The sequence below is a fragment of the Streptomyces sp. NPDC047974 genome (assembly GCF_040653375.1).
In the GTDB taxonomy this organism is placed as follows: domain Bacteria; phylum Actinomycetota; class Actinomycetes; order Streptomycetales; family Streptomycetaceae; genus Streptomyces.
In genome coordinates this window covers 1-18,721 of record NZ_JBEZNU010000060.1, presented here as the reverse complement: position 1 = coordinate 18,721, position 18,721 = coordinate 1, and the positions used below count along the sequence as shown (strand labels likewise).

The window sequence follows — 18,721 nt, the reverse complement described above, 5'->3', positions numbered from 1 at the left end:
TGCAGGGGGGACCCTGTGGGAGAGTAGGACGCCGCCGAACAATCATTGTGGGAAAGCCCCGCACCTTATGGTGCGGGGCTTTTCTGCGTTTCCGGCCGACCCGGTGGGCGGAGCCGGTCGTGGCGGGAGGTAAGGTCAGGGGTCAACGTCGGTACGGTTCCGAGCAGGAGGCCCCCGGGTGGAGGTCCAGGAGACCGAGGTCCAGACGGACCGGGTCCTCACCATCCCCAACATTCTCAGCATGGCGAGACTTCTCGGCGTGCCGCTGTTCCTGTGGCTCATCCTCCGGCCGGAGTTCGGCGGGCCCAACAGTGATGTCTGGGCGCTGGTCGTGCTGATGCTGAGCGGTGTCAGCGACTACCTCGACGGGAAGCTCGCCCGGAAGTGGAACCAGATCAGCAGCCTCGGCCGGCTGTTGGATCCGGCCGCCGACCGGCTGTACATCCTGTCCACGCTGGTGGGTCTCACCTGGCGCGAGATCCTGCCACTGTGGCTGACCGCCGTGCTTTTGGCGCGCGAAGTCATGCTGCTCGTCATGGTGGGAATCCTGCGCCGGCACGGTTACCCGCCGCCGCAGGTTAACTTCCTCGGGAAAGCTGCGACTTTCAACCTCATGTACGCCTTCCCGTTGCTGCTTCTCAGTGACGGAACCAGCTGGCTGGCGTCACTCGCTGAAGTTTTCGGATGGGCTTTCGCTGTTTGGGGTACAACTCTGTATTGGTGGGCAGGGATCCTCTACGTGGTCCAGGTCCGTCGACTCGTGAAGGCGGATACCGCGGCCGATTGAGCCCGTCCGTCCCGTGCCGTGCAGCGTCGCCGGCAAGAACGAGGGCGTCCGAGGGCCCGTGACCGGACAGGGTCGGTCGGCAGGACCGTCGTCTCTTCAAGGAGGACGCTTCCGACATGAAGGCCGTCGTGATGGCCGGTGGCGAAGGAACCCGCCTTCGCCCCATGACCTCGAGCATGCCCAAGCCTCTGCTGCCGGTGGTGAACCGGCCGATCATGGAGCACGTCCTGCGACTGCTCAAGAGGCACGGTCTCAACGAGACCGTCGTCACCGTGCAGTTTCTCGCGTCGCTCGTCAGGAACTACTTCGGGGACGGCGAGGAGCTCGGGATGGAGCTCACGTACGCCAACGAGGAGAAGCCGCTCGGCACAGCGGGCAGTGTGAAGAACGCCGAGGAGGCGTTGAAGGACGACGCCTTCCTCGTGATCTCGGGGGATGCCCTCACCGATTTCGACCTCGGCGACCTGATCCGATTCCACAAGGAGAAGGGCGCCCTCGTCACCGTCTGTCTGACGCGCGTGCCGAATCCGCTGGAATTCGGCATCACGATCGTCGACGAAGAAGGCAAGGTCGAACGCTTTCTGGAGAAGCCGACCTGGGGACAGGTCTTCTCCGACACCGTGAACACGGGCATCTATGTGATGGAGCCCGAAGTCTTCGACTACGTCGAAGCCGACGTTCCGGTCGACTGGTCCGGAGACGTCTTCCCGCGGCTGATGAAGGAAGGCAAGCCGATCTACGGCTATGTCGCCGAGGGGTACTGGGAGGACGTCGGCACCCACGAGAGCTACGTCAAGGCGCAGGCCGACGTCCTCGAGGGCAAGGTGCAGGTCGACATCGACGGCTTCGAGATCTCGCCCGGCGTATGGGTCGCCGAGGGGGCGGAGGTGCACCCCGACGCGGTGCTGCGCGGGCCGCTCTACATCGGGGACTACGCCAAGGTCGAGGCCGGCGCCGAGATCCGCGAGCACACGGTCGTCGGCTCCAACGTGGTGGTGAAGACCGGGGCCTTCCTGCACAAGGCGGTCGTCCACGACAACGTCTACATCGGGCAGCAGAGCAACCTCCGCGGCTGTGTCATCGGCAAGAACACCGACGTCATGCGGGCGGCCCGGATCGAGGACGGGGCCGTCATCGGCGACGAGTGCATGATCGGTGAGGAATCGATCGTGCAGGGCAACGTCCGGGTCTACCCCTTCAAGACCATCGAGGCCGGCGCCTTCGTCAACACCTCGGTGATCTGGGAGTCCCGCGGGCAGGCCCATCTCTTCGGGGCGCGCGGGGTGACCGGCATCATCAACGTCGAGATCACCCCCGAGCTGGCCGTGCGGCTGGCGGGCGCGTACGCGACGACGCTGAAGAAGGGCTCCACCGTCACCACCGCGCGCGACCACTCGCGGGGCGCGCGTGCCCTCAAGCGGGCCGTCATCTCCGCGCTCCAGGCCAGCGCCATCGACGTCCGCGACCTGGAGAACGTGCCGCTGCCGGTGGCCCGGCAGCAGACCGCGCGGGGAAGCGCCGGCGGCATCATGGTGCGTACCTCTCCGGGGGTGCCGGACTCCGTCGACATCATGTTCTTCGACGAGCGGGGCGCGGACCTGTCGCAGGCCCGGCAGCGGAAGCTGGACCGGGTGTACGCGCGGCAGGAGTACCGGCGGGCCTTCCCCGGGGAGATCGGCGACCTGTCCTTCCCTGCGAGCGTCTTCGACTCGTACACCGGCTCGCTGCTGCGGAACGTCGACACGACCGGCATCGCGGAGGCGGGGCTCAAGGTCGTCGTGGACGCCTCCAACGGGAGCGCGGGGCTGGTCCTGCCGAGCCTGCTCGGACGGCTCCAGGTGGATTCGCTGACCATCAACCCCGGGCTCGACGAGTCGCGGCCCACCGAGTCCGTGGAGCGGCGGCGGGCCGGGCTCGTGCGGCTCGGGGAGATCGTGGCGTCGGCGCGGGCGGCGTTCGGGGTGCGGTTCGACCCGGTGGGCGAGCGGCTGTCGCTCGTCGACGAGCGGGGGCGGATCATCGAGGACGACCGGGCGCTGCTGGTGATGCTGGACCTGGTGGCGGCCGAGCGGCGGTCGGGGCGGGTCGCGCTGCCGGTGACCACGACCCGTATCGCCGAGCAGGTGGCGGCGTACCACGGCACCCAGGTGGAGTGGACGACCACCTCGCCCGACGACCTGACGCGGGTCGGCCGGCAGGAGTCGACGATCTTCGGCGGGGACGGGCGCGGCGGGTTCATCGTGCCCGAGTTCAGCAGCGTCTTCGACGGGGCCGCGGCCTTCGTGCGGCTCATCGGGCTCGTGGCGCGGACGCAGCTCACGCTGAGCCAGATCGACGCCCGGATCCCGCGGGCGCACGTGATCAAGAGGGACCTCGCGACGCCGTGGGCGGTGAAGGGGCTGGTGATGCGGCGGGTGGTCGAGGCGGCCGGCAGCAGGTCGGTGGACACCACCGACGGCGTGCGGGTCGTGGAGGCCGACGGGCGCTGGGTGATGGTGCTGCCGGACCCGGCCGAGGCCGTCACCCACCTGTGGGCGGAGGGGCCCGACGACACCTCCGCGCAGGCGCTGCTCGACGAGTGGGCGCGGGTGGTCGAGAGCGCGGGGCGCTGACCGCAAGGCGGAGCGCGGCCGGGCGGTGCCACCTCGGTGCCGTCCGGCCCTTCCCGGGGGCCATTCGGCGGTAGGGCGTACGACGTGCGACGATGTGCGGCATGTCGCAGCAGCCCCCCGTTCGGAGCACCGGTTCTCCGCCCCCGCGCCCGGACGCGTCGATGTCGCTGCTGAACAACGTCATCGACCACGCGCTGGACGACGGGTACGCGGAGGCGACCGCGCGGCGCCGGGCCGAGGGCGGGGCGCTGCCGAAGCCGCTGCGGGCGAAGCTGGGGCTCGCGGCGGGTCTGGTGCTGGCCGCCGCCGTCGTGACGGTGGGCGCGGCCGAGGCGCGGGTCTCGGCGCCCGTCGTCGCCAAGGAGCGGCAGGAGCTCATCGACCGGATCGAGGACGAGAACGCGACGGCCGACGGCCTGGAGCGGGACGTCGAGCGGATCCGCGTGGAGGTCGGCGAGCGGCAGCGCGCGGCCCTCGAACAGCACGGCGGCGACCAGGCGGAACTGGTCGCCCTGCTCTCCGGTGCCACCGCCGTGCACGGTCCCGGCGTGAAGCTCGTGGTCGACGACGCCAAGGGCTCCGACAGCGGAGGCGGCGGGCCGCGCGAGAGCGCCGGCTTCTCCGACACCGGGCGGGTGCGCGACCGTGACATGCAGCGGGTGGTCAACGGGCTCTGGGAGTCCGGCGCCGAGGCCGTGTCGATCAACGGCCAGCGGCTGACCTCGCTCTCGGCGATCCGGGCCGCCGGTGACGCCGTACTCGTCGACAACCGGCCGCTCGTGCCGCCGTACACCGTCCTCGCGATCGGGGACGGGCAGCGGCTGAGCACGGCCTTCCAGGACAGCGCCGACGGGCAGTACCTGCACGCGCTGGTGGAGAACTTCGGGATCCGCAGCAGCATCTCGGTCGAGGGCGAGCTGAGCCTGCCGGCCGCGCCGAGCCTGATCGTACGTACAGCTGAGCCGAGGGGGGCCGGGGCGGCGACGCCGACCGGTCGTGCCACGGCCGACAAGGGGAAGGCAACATCGTGATCGCCGTACTGGGCCTGATCGTCGGAGTCGTGGCGGGACTGCTGGTCCGGCCCGAGATCCCGTCGGTCGTCGAGCCCTATCTCCCGATCGCCGTGGTCGCCGCCCTCGACGCGGTCTTCGGCGGTCTGCGGGCCATGCTCGACGGGATCTTCGTCGACAAGGTCTTCGTGGTGTCCTTCCTGTCGAACGTGGTCGTGGCCGCGCTGATCGTCTTCCTCGGCGACAAGCTCGGCGTCGGCGCGCAGCTCTCCACGGGTGTCGTCGTCGTGCTCGGCATCCGGATCTTCTCCAACGCGGCCGCGATCCGCCGCCATGTCTTCCGGGCGTGAGGCCGATGAGTGTGAATCCGAACGAGAAGCCGGAAGAGGGCGGCGAGCGGCCGGAGGCCGCGGAGACGCCGGTCGAGCCCGAGACGTCCGACCGGCCGGGTACGGCGGGGAAGCCCGAGCGGCCCGAGACGCCGCCGGCGCCGGCCGTGGAGGCCGGTGAGAGCGCTCCCGAGGCGGCCGTGGCCGCCCCCGGAGCGGGTGCAGGTACCGGGGCGCCGAGCGGTCGCCGGCGGCTCGCGGACGCCCTGTGGCCGCCGCGGGTGACGCGGGCCCAGCTCGTCGTGGCGCTGCTCCTGGCCTGTCTGGGCTTCGGCCTCGCCATCCAGGTCTCCTCGACCAGCGAGGGCAGCGCCCTGCGCGGGGCGCGGCAGGAGGACCTCGTACGGATCCTCGACGAGCTCGACGACCGTACGCAGCGCCTGGAGGACGAGAAGGCGCGGCTGGAGAAGCAGCAGTCGGAGCTGGAGTCCAGCTCCGACCAGGCGGAGGAGGCGCGCCGGCAGACGCAGGAGAAGGAGCGGCAGCTCGGGATCCTGGCCGGCACGGTGGCGGCCGAGGGGCCCGGCATCACGCTGACGGTGACCGACCCGGTCGGCGCGGTCGAGTCCGACATGCTGCTCGACGCCATCCAGGAGCTGCGGGCGGCCGGTGCGGAGGCGATCCAGGTCGACGGCGTGCGCGTGGTCGCCAACAGTTATTTCACCGGTGGCGGTGAAGACATGCGGATCGATGGAACGCCGGTGACCGCTCCGTACGTCTTCAAGGTCATCGGCAAGCCCGAGGATCTCGAGCCCGCGCTCAACATCCCCGGTGGAGTCGTCCAGACCCTCGAGAAGGAGCAGGCCACGGCCACGGTGGAGCGTTCGGCGAAGATCGTCGTCGATGCCTTGCGACCCGTGAAGCGGCCTGACTACGCTCGGTCGTCCTCCCAGTGAGAGAGGGGGCGAGGGGTCCCGCGACATGGGCTGGAGCGTTGCGGGGGGTCGGCGCACCACAACGGTGGTGCGTGGTGGAAACTGTCCGGAGGATACGGACGTTGTGAAGGTGTCCGGGTCGGCAGGTGTGATGGATCTCGGTTCGTCCTGCCCCACGGGCGGGTCTGTTTCGGTCAAGGGGAATCGCCCGTGAAGTTGTTTGCGAAGTTGTTCGGCAAGAGCGCACGCGAGGACGGCGGCAACGCCAGGCACCGTGCGCCGCGCCACGTCCAGAACGAGGAGCAGGGCGGCGAGCGTCCGCTCTTCCGTGACGAGGTCGGTGGTCAGGGCGCGTCGTCTGTTGACCCCGCCGGTGCCGCGCGCATAGGTTTCGGTGAACCATCAACCTCAGGTACGGGTGGAGGGTTTACCCCCGATCCGTACGCGACCCAGACCTCCGCGGGGCAGCCGCGGCAGGAGGACGCGTCCATGCCGGTGTGTACGAGGTGCGGTCACCGCAATACGGCGGACAGCCGGTTCTGCTCCCACTGCGGCACGCCGCTGCGGGGCGGGATCGCCGCCGAGCGTCCCTCCGAGACGACGTCGACGATCTCGATCTCGGGTCTGGAGGCGTACGACGCGGAGACCACCGGCCAGATCGCGATGCCGGCGCTGTCCCCCGAGGCCCTCGCGGCCGTCGAGGCGCTGCCGCCGGGCTCCGCGCTCCTGGTGGTGCGCCGCGGTCCGAACTCGGGCAGCCGCTTCCTCCTGGACGGCGAGCTGACGACGGCCGGGCGGCACCCGCAGAGCGACATCTTCCTGGACGACTTCACGGTCTCCCGGCGGCACGTGGAGTTCCGCCGGCGCCAGGACGGCAGCTTCACCGTCGCCGACGTGGGCAGCCTCAACGGCACCTACCTCAACCGCGAGCCGATCGACACCGACGTGGTGCTCAGCAACGGCGACGAGGTGCAGATCGGCAAGTACCGGCTGGTCTTCTACGCCGGCCAGCGAGGCGTCTGACACGCCTGGCGGAGATCCTTCAGGAAAGGTCCATGGTGCGAACACCGACGGGCGGTGCCGGATCCGGCACCGCCACCGCGGGCGACCGGCTGGTGAGTATCGGCACCGTGCTGAACCAGCTCCGGGACGAGTTCCCCGAGGTGACGATCTCCAAGATCCGCTTCCTGGAGGCCGAGGGGCTCGTCGAGCCGCGCCGTACGGCCTCCGGGTACCGGAAGTTCAGCCCGGAGGACGTGGAGCGGCTCGCCGCCGTCCTGCGGATGCAGCGGGACCACTACCTTCCGCTGAAGGTCATCCGGGAGCACCTCGACGCCCTCGCCCGGGGCGAGCAGGTGAAGCTGCCGGCTCCCGGCCGGCGCCGTGACCTCCTGGACGGGCTGCTCGACGGTCCGGTCGACGAGGGGGACGGCGAGCGGCCGACCGCGGCGCGCCTCGGCCGGGCCGAGCTGGCCGCCGCCGCCGGGGTCACCGACGCCGACTTGACGGAGTGGGAGTCGTACGGCCTGCTCGTCGAGGGCGAGGGAGGCGGCTACGACGCGGAGAGCGTCACCGTCGCCAGGATCGTCGCCGATCTCGGCCGGTTCGGGCTCGAACCCCGGCACCTGCGGGCCGTGAAGGCCTCGGCGGACCGGGAGGCCGGACTGATCGAGCAGGTCGTGGCGCCGCTGCGCCGCCACCGCAACCCGCAGACCCGGGCGCACGCCGAGGAGACGGCCGCCGATCTGGCGCAGCTCTCGGTGCGGCTGCACGCCGCGCTGGTGCAGACGGCGCTCGGGATCCGCCTCCAGTGACGGTCCCGGAGCGCTTCGCGGCGGGGTGCGGAGGGTGCTGAGCGGGGGCCCGACTATCCAAACCGGTCGGCCACGTCCTAGGGTTGCTGTGTGAACGAGCTCGACGTTGTGGGTGTCCGGGTGGAAATGCCCTCCAACCAGCCGATCGTGCTCCTGCGCGAGGTGGGGGGCGATCGGTACCTGCCCATCTGGATCGGACCCGGCGAGGCGACCGCGATCGCCTTCGCCCAGCAGGGCATGGCCCCGCCGAGGCCGCTGACGCACGACCTGTTCAAGGACGTGCTGGAGGCGGTGGGGCAGGAGCTGACCCAGGTCCGCATCACCGATCTGCGGGACGGGGTCTTCTACGCCGAGCTGGTCTTCGCCAGCGGGGTGGAGGTCAGCGCGCGGCCGTCCGACGCGATAGCCCTGGCCCTGCGGACCGGTTCGCCGATCTTCGGCAGCGACGGCGTCCTCGACGACGCCGGGATCGCGATCCCCGACGAGCAGGAGGACGAGGTGGAGAAGTTCCGCGAGTTCCTCGACCAGATCTCGCCGGAGGACTTCGGGAGCCAGTGAGGCGCCGCTCCCGGGCCCGGTGAGGCGGCGCTCCCGGTGGGCGCGCGCGTGCGGCGGACCGGAGCGGAACGGGGTCGGACGGAAGGCGCCGTCGGCGCATTCGAGTAGCCTTTCCCCGGAGTGGGACACGTGAAACCACTCTCTGGGTGATTATCACTCGGCGTGCCGAGTGTGGCGATCGTTGACGCACCCCTAGCGACTGCCTACCTTCGAGTGGGCAGGTCAAGGACGGAGGGTCGGCGTGATGAGCAGCGCGGACGGTACGGCAGGGAGCTCGCTCGGACGCGCGTCCGGGGAGAGCGCCGCGTATCCGCTTCACGGCAGTGTGGGCGACTTCGGTGGCTTCGGTGCGGAGACGGGCGCCGGGGTGGCGGACGAGGCGATCGGATACCGCGGTCCCACGGCCTGCGCGGCCGCCGGCATCACCTACCGCCAGCTGGACTACTGGGCGCGCACCGGGCTCGTGGAGCCGAGCGTGCGGCCCGCGTACGGCTCCGGCACGCAGCGGCTCTACAGCTTCCGGGACGTCGTCGTCCTGAAGATCGTCAAGCGCTTCCTCGACACGGGCGTCGCGCTCCAGAACATCCGGGCCGCCGTGCAGCACCTGCGCGCCCGCGGCTTCCGCGATCTGGAGCGGATGACGCTGATGAGCGACGGGGCGACCGTCTACGAGTGCTCCTCGCCCGACGAGGTCGTCTCGCTGCTCCAGGGCGGGCAGGGCGTCTTCGGCATCGCGGTGGGCGTCGTGTGGCGGGACGTCGAGGCGGCGCTCTCGCAGCTGCACGGGGAGCGGGTCGACACCGGGGAGACCCTGGTGGGGCACAACCCGCAGGACGAACTGGCACGGCGACGGCGCGACCGGGCGGTCTGAGGGGCCTCGGGCGGTGGGTCGGGGGTCGGCGGCTCGGGAGCGGATCGCCGGCTGACTCGGCGCGGGGTCGCTTCGCAGCGGCCGTTGTCGGTGGTGTGAGGCAGGATCGGACGTGTGAGAGCCGCCCCCACGATCCTTCACCTCGACATGGACGCCTTCTTCGCCGCCGCCGAGCAGGCGTCGAAGCCGAGCCTGCGCGGGAAGCCCGTGGTCGTGGGAGGCCTGGGGCCGCGCGGAGTGGTCGCCACCGCCTCGTACGAGGCGCGGCGCTTCGGCGTGCACTCGGCCATGCCGATGGGCCAGGCGCGGAGGCTCGCGCCCAACGCGGCCTACCTGGTGCCGCGCTTCGCCTTCTACCGGGCGATCAGCGGGCAGGTGATGGAACTGCTCGGGCGGCTGTCGCCGCTGGTGGAGCCGCTCAGCCTGGACGAGGCCTTCGTGGACCTGGAGGCCGGCGGACTCGCGGACGACAGTGCGAGCGCCCGGGCCGTGGGGGAGCGGCTGCGGGCCGAGATCCTGGCGACGACGGGGCTGACGGGGTCGGTGGGGCTCGCGGGGTCCAAGATGCTCGCGAAGATCGCCTCCGAGGAGGCCAAGCCGGACGGCCTGGTGCTGTTCGAGCCCGGGACCGAGCGGGCGCTGCTCGCGCCGCGGTCCGTGCGCATCATCCCCGGAGTGGGGCCGGCCACCGGTGACCATCTGCGGCGGGCCGGGATCACCACGGTCGCCGACGTCGTGGAGGCGGGCGAGGACGAGCTCGTACGGATCCTGGGGCGGTCGCACGGGGCCTCGCTGTACCGGATGGCGCTGGGGCACGACGACCGGCCGGTGGTGGCCGAGCGGGACGCGAAGTCGGTCTCGGTGGAGGACACCTTCGACATCGACCTGCACGACCGGCTGCGGATCAGGCTCGAGGTCGAGCGGCTCGCGGAGCGGTGCGTGGAGCGGCTGCGGCGCTCGGGGCACTCGGGGCGGACGATCGTGCTGAAGGTGCGGCGGTACGACTTCTCGACGCTGACCCGGTCCGAGACGCTGCGGGGGCCCACGGACGATCCTCTGGTGGTGCGGGAGGCGGCGGAGCGGCTCCTGGAGCTCGTGGACACGACGGGTGGGGTGCGGCTGCTCGGCGTCGGGGTGAGCGGGCTCGCCGACTACACGCAGGAGGACCTGTTCGCCCAGGCGGAAGCCGGTGCGGGGGCGGTGGCGGGTGCGGAGGCGGGGCCTGCGGACGACGGGGGACGTGGGGAGGCCGAGGCCGGCGGGGGCGCGGTGACGTCCGTGGGGCCGGTGGCGGTGGCGGTGCCCACCGCGACCGAGACCGCGATGCGGCGGTGGGCGCCCGGGAACGACGTGCGGCACGCGGTGCTCGGAGCGGGCTGGGTGCAGGGCAGCGGGCTCGGGCGGGTCACCGTCCGCTTCGAGGAGCCCGGGAGTACGGCTCCGGGGCGGGTGCGGACCTTCTCGGTGGACGATCCCGACCTGGAACCGGCCGATCCGCTGCCGCTGGTCCCGGGAGGGGTGACGGGGGCGGAGCCTGCCGCCCCGGGCGTCCGCACGGGTGAGTGACGCCGCCGGGGGGCGCCGGGGTGATCCCGTCGTTCCGCCCGGGGCCGCCCGCCCCGCCGGCCGCGCGCGTGCGCGCGGCGGCAGGAGGGGTTCCGGGACGTGCCCGTGACGGCCGCCTCCGGGAAGGCGCGCGCGTCGCAGCCGGCCGGTGTCGGGGAGGTGGGGGCGCAGGGGGCTCGGGGAGCCCGTGACGGCCGTTCCCTTCCGGACGCGCGCGTGCGCGGCGCGGGGTGCCGCCGCCGGGGGCGGTTGCCGGGGCCGTGGGGTTCGGGGCGTGCTCGCGACGGCCGGTCTACGTCGTGTCGTCGTGGCCCGCGATGTGGCCGAAGTCCGGGATCTTCCCCGGCGGGGGCGGGAGGGTCAGTTCGTAGTGGCGGTAGAGCTGGAGCTCCTGCTCGGGGGAGAGGTGGCGGCCCACGCCGAAGTCCGGGGCGTCCTTGATCAGGGCGCGCTCGAAGGGGATGTGGAGGCCGTCGTCGGTCAGCTCGCTCGGCTCCAGGGGGACGAACGCGTCCCTGCTGAACAGGCCGGTGCGGACGGCGGCCCACTCGGGGATGCCGGTCGCGTCGTCCAGGTACACCTCGTCCACGGTTCCGATCTTGTGTCCGTTCCGGTCGAACGCCTTGCGGCCGATCAGGCTGCGCGGATCGATGTCGGTCTGCACGGTCCCTCCAACTGGTCGCAACTGCTCTACACCCCTACGAAAGTGCACATCTGGGATGTCGGCCACTTGAGCGAAGGGAGCGACAACGGCGCTGGTAGGCTGGCTGTGGCTGTCGACACCGTGCGGGAGAGTCCACCGGAGAGGTTTCCGGTGGCGCCGAAGGAGCAAATCCTCCCCGGAATCTCTCAGGCACCCGGTACCGCGCGGGCGAGGTCACTCTGGAAAGCAGGGCGGGAGTCCGACGGCATCCGCTCTCACCGACGGTGAAAGCCGGCGTGCCTTCGGGCGTGCCGGTGAAGCTCTCAGGTTGAGATGACAGAGGGGGAGGCCGTCCGGGCACCCGCGCCGTGGTGCCCCTCGCAGGTCGTGACGACCAGGAGGCCCCCGCATCATGACCGCCAACCGCACCCCGCTCTCCGAGCTCGAGCAGGGCATCCCCTTCGAGCAGCGGCACATCGGACCCGACGCCGAGGCGCGGGCCAAGATGCTCGCCCAGGTCGGCTTCGGATCGCTCGACGAGCTGACGGCCGCCGCGGTGCCGGACGTCATCAAGAACGCCGAGGCGCTGGCCCTGCCCGGCGCCCGCACCGAGGCGGAGGTCCTCGCCGAGCTGCGTGCCCTCGCCGGCCGCAACGAGGTCCTGGCCCCGATGATCGGCCTCGGCTACTACGGCACCTTCACCCCGCCGGTGATCCTCCGCAACGTCATGGAGAACCCGGCCTGGTACACGGCGTACACGCCCTACCAGCCGGAGATCTCGCAGGGCCGCCTGGAGGCGCTGCTCAACTTCCAGACGATGGTCGCCGACCTCACCGGTCTGCCGACCTCCGGCGCCTCCCTCCTCGACGAGGGCACCGCCGCCGCCGAGGCCATGGCGCTCGCGCGCCGCGTCGGCAAGGTCAAGAACGGCGTCTTCCTGATCGACGCCGACGCCCTGCCGCAGACCATCGCCGTGATCGAGACCCGCGCCGAGCCGACCGGCGTCGAGGTCGTCGTCGCCGACCTGAGCGAGGGCATCCCCGCCGAGGTCGCCGAGCGCGGTGTCTTCGGCGTGCTCCTCCAGTACCCGGGCGCCTCCGGCGCGGTCCGCGACATCAAGCCGCTGATCGACGCCGCCCACGAGCTCGGCGCGATCGTCACCGTCGCCGCCGACCTGCTCGCGCTCACCCTGCTCGACTCGCCCGGCTCGCTCGGCGCGGACATCGCCGTCGGCACCACCCAGCGCTTCGGCGTCCCCATGGGCTTCGGCGGCCCGCACGCCGGCTACATGGCCGTCCAGGACAAGCACGCCCGCTCGCTGCCCGGCCGCCTCGTCGGCGTCTCCGTCGACGCCGACGGCAACAAGGCGTACCGCCTCGCCCTGCAGACCCGCGAGCAGCACATCCGCCGCGAGAAGGCCACCAGCAACATCTGCACCGCCCAGGTGCTCCTCGCCGTCATGGCCGGCATGTACGCCGTCTACCACGGCCCGGACGGCCTGAAGCAGATCGCGCAGCGCACCCACCGGTACGCGGCGATCCTCGCCGCCGGTCTGACCGCCGGGGGCGTCGAGCTCACCAGCGGCGCCTTCTTCGACACCGTCACCGCCCGCGTGCCGGGCCGCGCCGACGCCGTCGTCGCCGCCGCCCGCGAGGCCGGTGTCAACCTGTACCGCGTCGACGCCGACCACGTCTCCGCCTCCTGCGACGAGACCACCGGCCGCGAGCAGCTCGCCGCCGTCTGGGCCGCCTTCGGCGTCACGGCCGACGTCGAGGCCCTCGACGCCACCACCGAGGACGCCCTCCCGGCCGCGCGGCTGCGCTCCGACGCGTACCTCACCCACCCGGTCTTCCACGCGCACCGCTCCGAGACCTCGATGCTGCGCTACCTGCGCCGCCTCTCCGACCGCGACTACGCGCTCGACCGCGGCATGATCCCGCTCGGCTCCTGCACCATGAAGCTGAACGCGACCACCGAGATGGAGCCGGTGACCTGGCCCGAGTTCGGCCAGATCCACCCCTTCGCGCCGATCGACCAGGCCCAGGGCTACGTCACGCTCATCACCGAGCTGGAGGAGCGCCTCGCCGAGGTCACCGGCTACGACAAGGTCTCCATCCAGCCGAACGCCGGTTCGCAGGGCGAGCTGGCCGGTCTCCTCGCGGTCCGCGCCTACCACCGCGCCAACGGGGACGAGCAGCGCACCGTCTGTCTCATCCCGTCCTCCGCGCACGGCACCAACGCCGCCTCCGCCGTGATGGCCGGCATGAAGGTCGTCGTCGTGAAGACCGCCGAGGACGGCGAGGTCGACGTCGAGGACCTGCGCGCCAAGATCGCGCAGCACCGCGACGAGCTCTCGGTGCTGATGATCACCTACCCGTCGACGCACGGCGTCTTCGAGGAGCACGTCGCCGACATCTGCGCCGAGGTCCACGAGGCCGGCGGCCAGGTGTACGTCGACGGCGCCAACCTCAACGCCCTGGTCGGCCTCGCCAAGCCGGGCCACTTCGGCGGCGACGTCTCGCACCTCAACCTGCACAAGACCTTCTGCATCCCGCACGGCGGCGGCGGCCCCGGCGTCGGCCCGGTCGGCGTCCGCGCCCACCTCGCCCCGTACCTGCCGAACCACCCGCTCCAGCCCACCGCGGGCCCGGAGACCGGTGTCGGCCCGATCTCGGCCGCCCCGTGGGGCTCCGCCGGCATCCTGCCGATCTCCTGGACGTACGTCCGCCTGATGGGCGGCGAGGGCCTCACGCGCGCCACCCAGGTCGCCGTCCTCGCGGCGAACTACATCGCCAAGCGCCTGGAGCCGCACTACCCGGTGCTGTACACCGGTCCTGCCGGGCTCGTCGCCCACGAGTGCATCGTCGACCTGCGTCCGCTGACCAAGGCGACCGGCGTCACCGTCGACGACATCGCCAAGCGCCTGATCGACTACGGGTTCCACGCGCCGACCATGTCGTTCCCGGTCGCCGGCACGCTGATGATCGAGCCGACCGAGTCCGAGGACCTGGCCGAGCTGGACCGTTTCTGCGACACGATGATCGCGATCCGCGCCGAGATCGAGAAGGTCGGCTCCGGCGAGTGGCCGGCCGAGGACAACCCGCTGCGCAACGCCCCGCACACCGCGGCCGCGCTGGGCGGCGAGTGGGCCCACGCCTACGACCGTGACGTGGCGGTCTTCCCGGCCGGCGTCTCGGCCGCCGACAAGTACTGGCCGCCGGTCCGCCGCATCGACGGCGCCTTCGGCGACCGGAACCTGATCTGCTCCTGCCCGCCGCTGGACGAGTACGACCACTGAGCGACGGCATGACAGAGGGCCGGTCCGGAGTCTCCTCCGGGCCGGCCCTCGGCGCTTCCCGAGCCCTGGCTCAGGCCGCCGTCGTCACCCGGCCCGTCGTCAGCGGCCGGTGCGGAGCGATGATCTGCCCGTCCGGCAGCAGTTCGCCGGTGTCCTCGAAGAGCAGGACACCGTTGCACAGCAGGCTCCACCCCTGCTCCGGGTGGCACGCCACCGGAGCGGCGGCCTCACGGTCGGCGGAGTCGGCGGTGGGACAGGCAGGCTGGTGCTGGCACATGGATGGGTTCTTTCGCTGCGTCGTGGTGGTTGTCCTGCGGCTCTGCGCGCTCATGGCCGCCCCCGTCGGTCGGTTCGGTTCCGGTCCCAGTCTTGCCGCACGGACGGTCTTCCGCAGGTATTTCGCGTCAGCTCGTCCTCTCCTGGGAAGACGCATCACCCGCAGGGGCGGTTCAGGTCAACACCCCCGCCTTTTCGGGTGGTTCGGGGTGGCCCGAGCGGGCTAGTCCGTCCGGGAGGTGTGTTCGGAAACGCCGTTCGGGTGCCGGTCGCGGACAGCTGTGCGCCCCGTGACCCGGGCGGGTCACGGGGCGGTGGGCGGTCCCGGTCAGGCGGACGCGGCGGAGCCGAGCAGCGGCGGCGGGGCGAGACGGGTGCTGAGCACCGGCAGCAGATCGGCCACCCGGTAGGGGCGGTTGGCGGCGATGCCGGGCGGCGCGGGGGCGAGCGGGACCAGGACGTCGGCGGACTCCGCGCCCGGATCCGTGCCGTCGGGCTCCGGCTCGGCGTGCAGCCAGAGCGTCAGCATGTACAGCTCCGGCACCGAGAGCAGCCGCGGCTGGTACGTGCCCGGCAGCGCCTCGGCCTGGACCAGCGCCCGCTCCGTGGCGGCGACGTACGGCCCCTCGAAGAAGTGCGAGAAGGACCAGCCGTCCGGGGTGAGCATGGTGTCCGCGGCGGCGACCGCCCGGTCCCCGCTGCGGATCAGGAACCGCCAGCCGACGAGCCGGGTGCCGGGCTCGTGCCCCGGGGCCCCGGAGATCCTCAGCACGTGGACGGGCAGCGGGAGTTCGGGACTCAGCGGTCCCGGAGCGGCCCGCAGGGCCGGGGTGCGGGCCTCTCGGACGGCCGTGGGCGAGCTCAGGGCCGCGAGGACACTGCGCAGGGCGGGCGCGGGGGCCGGGGAGGGTCGGAGCATCGTGTGGGTCGCCTCTCGCTCAGGAGACACGGGGATACGGATACGGGTGCGGGTTCCTGGTACCGGTCTCGGTACGGCTCTCGGTGCTGGTCGTACCGGTCTCGGTACGGGGTCCTGGTGCGGTGCCGGTGTGTACCGGTCTCGGTACGGGTGCTGGTGCGGCGATGCGCGGCGGCGGGGCCGGGTACGACGGCGCTGTCGCGACGGGGGCGGAGCGGGGGGCCACGGGTCGTGGCCGTACGCCGGCGCTCTGCCTCGTCCGCGGAGTTTATACGACACGTGTTCAGGGATTGTTTCCGCTAGACCCGACCGATATTCCTGACAAGACGTCATCAGGACGTATCCGGTGGGCGGTGCGGCGGAATCGGAGCGAGGACAGGATCTCCGTCCTCGCATTCCCCGGCAAGCCGGACGTCAGAATTCCGAAAGTCGTACCCGGACGCGCCGGGGGCGGCAATATGACATTGGTATATGTCCACGACCGGTCCGCAGGCGAAGATCCGCGCGGGCGCCGGCAGGTTCGTACCAGACTATCCGTGGAGCGGCCGGAAACGCAGGCGTTGTCGATCAGTGGCGTGGGCATCATCGTCCGTACGCGCGGCCCCGCCCGGTGGCCGCCCACGCGGGAGGGACGCCTCGATGGGGGAGAAGGTCGTGACGGACGGGTTCGGCCCGGCCGACCGGCAGCGCTACCGGCGCAAGCTCCAGCAGTGTCTGGCGGGGCTCGCCCGGCTCCTCGCGGAGCAGCGCTTCGACCGCCCGCGCAACCTCATGGGCGTCGAGATCGAACTCAATCTCGCGGGCTCCGACGGACTCCCGAGGATGCTGAACGAGGCCGTCCTGGAAAAGATCGCCAGCACCGATTTCCAGACCGAACTCGGAATGTTCAACCTGGAAGTGAACATCGCCCCGCGCAGGCTCGGCGGCCACGTTTTCGACCGGCTCGCGGAAGAGTTGAGAACGGGCCTGGGATATGCCGACCGGCAGGCCGCCGAACTCGACGCCGGGGTCCTCATGATCGGGATACTGCCGACCCTCTCGCGGCGTGACCTGGTCTTCGAGAACCTTTCCTCGGCCGACCGCTACGCCCTGCTCAACGACCAGATCCTGGTCGCACGCGGGGAGGAGATCACGCTCGACATCCAGGGCGTCGAAAGGCTCCGGCACACCTCGGAGTCGATCATCGCGGAGGCCGCCTGCACCTCCGTGCAGCTCCACCTCCAGGTGACGCCGGCCCGTTTCGCCTCCGTCTGGAACGCGGCCCAGGCCGTGGCCGGCGTGCAGATAGCCCTCGGCGCCAACTCGCCCTTCGTCTTCGGCCGGGAGGTGTGGCGCGAGTCGCGGCCGCCGCTCTTCACCCAGGCCACCGACACCCGTCCGCCCGAACTCCAGTCCCAGGGCGTCCGGCCGCGCACCTGGTTCGGCGAGCGCTGGGTGGACTCGGTCTACGACCTCTTCGAGGAGAACGTGCGCTACTTCCCCTCGCTCCTGCCGCTGTGCGACGAGGAGGACCCGCTGCGCGTCCTCGACGAGGGCGGGGTGCCGCAGCTGAAGGAACTCGTCCTGCACAACGGCACGGTCTACCGCTGGAACAGGCCGGTCTACGGCTGGGTCGACGGCGTCCCGCACCTGCGGGTCGAGAACCGCGTCCTGCCCGCGGGGCCCACCGTCACCGACGTCATCGCCAACGCCGCCTTCTACTACGGGCTCGTCCGCTCGCTCGCCGACGAGCCGCGCCCGCTGTGGAAGCGGATGGACTTCGCGGACGCCGAGGCCAACTTCGACGCCGCCTGCCGCCACGGCATCGACGCGGAGCTGCGCTGGCCCCGGCCGGGGCGCGCGGGCGGTGTCGCGAGCCGGCCGGCCGTGCGGCTCGTCCTCGACGAGCTGCTGCCGCTGGCCGCCGCGGGGCTCGACGCCTGGCACGTCGACCCGGCGGACCGCGACTTCTACCTGGGCGTCATCGAGCAGCGGTGCCGCCGCGGGGTCAACGGCGCGTCCTGGCAGGCCGAGACCTTCCACCAGGCCCTGGACGCGGGCCTCGACCGGGACGCGGCGCTGGCGGCCACGACCCGGCGGTACCGCGCGCTGATGCGGGAGGGCGAGCCCGTGCACACCTGGCCGGTGGGGGTGGCCGGAGCCTGAGCCCGCCCTGGATGGCGCTCCGGGCGGGCCGTCGCGCATGATCGTCGTACGGGGACCGCGGACCGGTCCCCTGGACGGTCGTGAAGCGAACGGGAGACGGGTGTGGTGGCGGAACAACGGGTCGTGGACGCCGGCCCGCCGGGGGGCGGGCTGTCGCGCCGGGTGCTGGGCTCCGAGACCCTCATCGTGCTGGCGCTCTCGCTCGGCGCGAGCGCGGTCTCCTCGCTGATCAGCTTCGTCGGCTCGCTGACCCGGCCCGGCGCGCTCAAGGAGCAGGCGGCCACCCTCAACGGCTCGTACGCTCCCGGGCGCCCCTGGCTCGACCTGACCTGGCAGCTCTTCGGCATCGCCACGGCGCTGGTGCCGGTGGTGCTCGTCGCCCACCTGCTGATGCGGGAGGGCTCCGGGCTCCGGGCCATCGGCTTCGACCGGACCCGGCCCTGGCCCGACCTCGGGCGCGGGGCGCTGGTGGCGGCCGGCATCGGCAGCGCGGGCCTCGCCTTCTACCTCGCGGCGCGGGCCTCCGGCTTCAACCTCACGGTGGTCCCCGAGTCGCTGCCGGACGTGTGGTGGAAGTACCCGGTGCTGATCCTCTCGGCGATCCAGAACTCCGTCCTGGAGGAGGTCATCGTCGTCGGCTATCTGCTGCGCCGGCTCGACCAGTTGGGCTGGACCCCGATGCGCGCCCTGGCGGCGAGCTCGGTGCTGCGCGGCTCGTACCACCTCTACCAGGGCATCGGCGGCTTCGTCGGCAACATGGTGATGGGCGTCGTGTTCGTGCTGCTCTACCGCCGCTGGGGGCGGGTGGGGCCGCTGGTGGTCGCCCACGCGCTGCTCGACATCGTGGCCTTCGTCGGCTACGGGCTGCTGGCCGGGAAGGTGGACTGGCTGCCCACCGTGTGAGCCCGGAGACACCGGAGGGGCGTACGGCACCGGTGCCGTACGCCCCTNCGGTGTC

At 71.8% G+C, this 18,721-nt stretch carries 16 protein-coding genes and 1 riboswitch; of the genes, 13 read left to right on the top strand and 3 right to left on the bottom strand.

The annotated features are described in order from the left end of the window. Positions 1-178 precede the first annotated feature (178 nt). The 10 genes from AB0E19_RS37190 to AB0E19_RS37145 all read left to right on the top strand — a co-directional run bounded on the left by AB0E19_RS37190 (position 179) and on the right by AB0E19_RS37145 (position 10,482). Positions 179-787, top strand: a complete 609-nt coding sequence (locus AB0E19_RS37190; RefSeq protein ID WP_362189205.1) for a CDP-alcohol phosphatidyltransferase family protein — start codon at positions 179-181, stop codon at positions 785-787. A gap of 116 nt (positions 788-903) precedes the next feature. After that, the gene (locus AB0E19_RS37185) at positions 904-3,399 is read left to right on the top strand and encodes a mannose-1-phosphate guanyltransferase (protein WP_362189203.1); all 2,496 of its coding nucleotides are present in this window, start codon (positions 904-906) and stop codon (positions 3,397-3,399) included. Positions 3,400-3,500: 101 nt separating this feature from the next. Further along, positions 3,501-4,430, top strand: coding sequence for a DUF881 domain-containing protein (locus AB0E19_RS37180; RefSeq protein WP_362189201.1), 930 nt, complete (start codon positions 3,501-3,503; stop codon positions 4,428-4,430). Continuing rightward, positions 4,427-4,759, top strand: a complete 333-nt coding sequence (locus AB0E19_RS37175) for a small basic family protein (protein WP_362189197.1) — start codon at positions 4,427-4,429, stop codon at positions 4,757-4,759. The genes AB0E19_RS37180 and AB0E19_RS37175 overlap by 4 nt, the downstream gene beginning before the upstream one ends. A 5-nt stretch (positions 4,760-4,764) precedes the next feature. Next, entirely contained in the window at positions 4,765-5,694 is a 930-nt protein-coding gene (locus tag AB0E19_RS37170; RefSeq protein WP_362189194.1) for a DUF881 domain-containing protein, read from the top strand. 81 nt (positions 5,695-5,775) lie between these two features. Continuing rightward, positions 5,776-6,696: an FHA domain-containing protein gene (locus AB0E19_RS37165; protein WP_362189208.1), complete on the top strand. Its 921-nt coding sequence runs from the start codon at positions 5,776-5,778 to the stop codon at positions 6,694-6,696. Positions 6,697-6,728: 32 nt separating this feature from the next. Continuing rightward, positions 6,729-7,487 (top strand): MerR family transcriptional regulator, encoded by a 759-nt coding sequence (locus AB0E19_RS37160; RefSeq protein WP_362189191.1) that lies wholly within the window; start codon positions 6,729-6,731, stop codon positions 7,485-7,487. A 90-nt stretch (positions 7,488-7,577) separates the two neighbouring features. Beyond that, the gene (locus AB0E19_RS37155) at positions 7,578-8,045 is read left to right on the top strand and encodes a bifunctional nuclease family protein (RefSeq protein WP_030492457.1); all 468 of its coding nucleotides are present in this window, start codon (positions 7,578-7,580) and stop codon (positions 8,043-8,045) included. A 244-nt stretch (positions 8,046-8,289) separates the two neighbouring features. Further along, positions 8,290-8,916: a MerR family transcriptional regulator gene (locus tag AB0E19_RS37150; protein ID WP_362189187.1), complete on the top strand. Its 627-nt coding sequence runs from the start codon at positions 8,290-8,292 to the stop codon at positions 8,914-8,916. Positions 8,917-9,030: 114 nt separating this feature from the next. Beyond that, on the top strand, positions 9,031-10,482 hold the full coding sequence (locus AB0E19_RS37145) for a DNA polymerase IV (protein WP_362189184.1): 1,452 nt from the start codon (positions 9,031-9,033) through the stop codon (positions 10,480-10,482). Between the two features lie 292 nt (positions 10,483-10,774). Here the strand turns inward: AB0E19_RS37145 and AB0E19_RS37140 are convergent, their stop codons facing one another. After that, on the bottom strand, positions 10,775-11,146 hold the full coding sequence (locus tag AB0E19_RS37140; protein WP_362189181.1) for a PRC-barrel domain-containing protein: 372 nt from the start codon (positions 11,144-11,146) through the stop codon (positions 10,775-10,777). 113 nt (positions 11,147-11,259) lie between these two features. Beyond that, positions 11,260-11,358: riboswitch (glycine riboswitch) on the top strand. Between the two features lie 179 nt (positions 11,359-11,537). Here AB0E19_RS37140 and gcvP point away from each other — a divergent pair. Further along, positions 11,538-14,423: an aminomethyl-transferring glycine dehydrogenase gene (gene gcvP, locus AB0E19_RS37135; protein WP_362189178.1), complete on the top strand. Its 2,886-nt coding sequence runs from the start codon at positions 11,538-11,540 to the stop codon at positions 14,421-14,423. Positions 14,424-14,493: 70 nt separating this feature from the next. Here the strand turns inward: gcvP and AB0E19_RS37130 are convergent, their stop codons facing one another. Both AB0E19_RS37130 and AB0E19_RS37125 read right to left on the bottom strand, forming a co-directional pair. After that, complete coding sequence (locus AB0E19_RS37130) at positions 14,494-14,700, bottom strand: DUF5999 family protein (protein WP_043229447.1); 207 nt, start codon at positions 14,698-14,700, stop codon at positions 14,494-14,496. 327 nt (positions 14,701-15,027) lie between these two features. After that, positions 15,028-15,618: a hypothetical protein gene (locus AB0E19_RS37125; protein WP_362189173.1), complete on the bottom strand. Its 591-nt coding sequence runs from the start codon at positions 15,616-15,618 to the stop codon at positions 15,028-15,030. A 639-nt stretch (positions 15,619-16,257) separates the two neighbouring features. Between AB0E19_RS37125 and AB0E19_RS37120 the strand changes: the two genes are divergently transcribed. Both AB0E19_RS37120 and AB0E19_RS37115 read left to right on the top strand, forming a co-directional pair. Next, a complete protein-coding gene (locus AB0E19_RS37120) occupies positions 16,258-17,763 on the top strand; it encodes a glutamate-cysteine ligase family protein (protein ID WP_362189170.1) in 1,506 nt (501 codons plus the stop codon). Positions 17,764-17,865: 102 nt separating this feature from the next. Next, positions 17,866-18,666 (top strand): CPBP family intramembrane glutamic endopeptidase, encoded by an 801-nt coding sequence (locus AB0E19_RS37115; RefSeq protein WP_362189167.1) that lies wholly within the window; start codon positions 17,866-17,868, stop codon positions 18,664-18,666. Positions 18,667-18,721 lie beyond the last annotated feature (55 nt).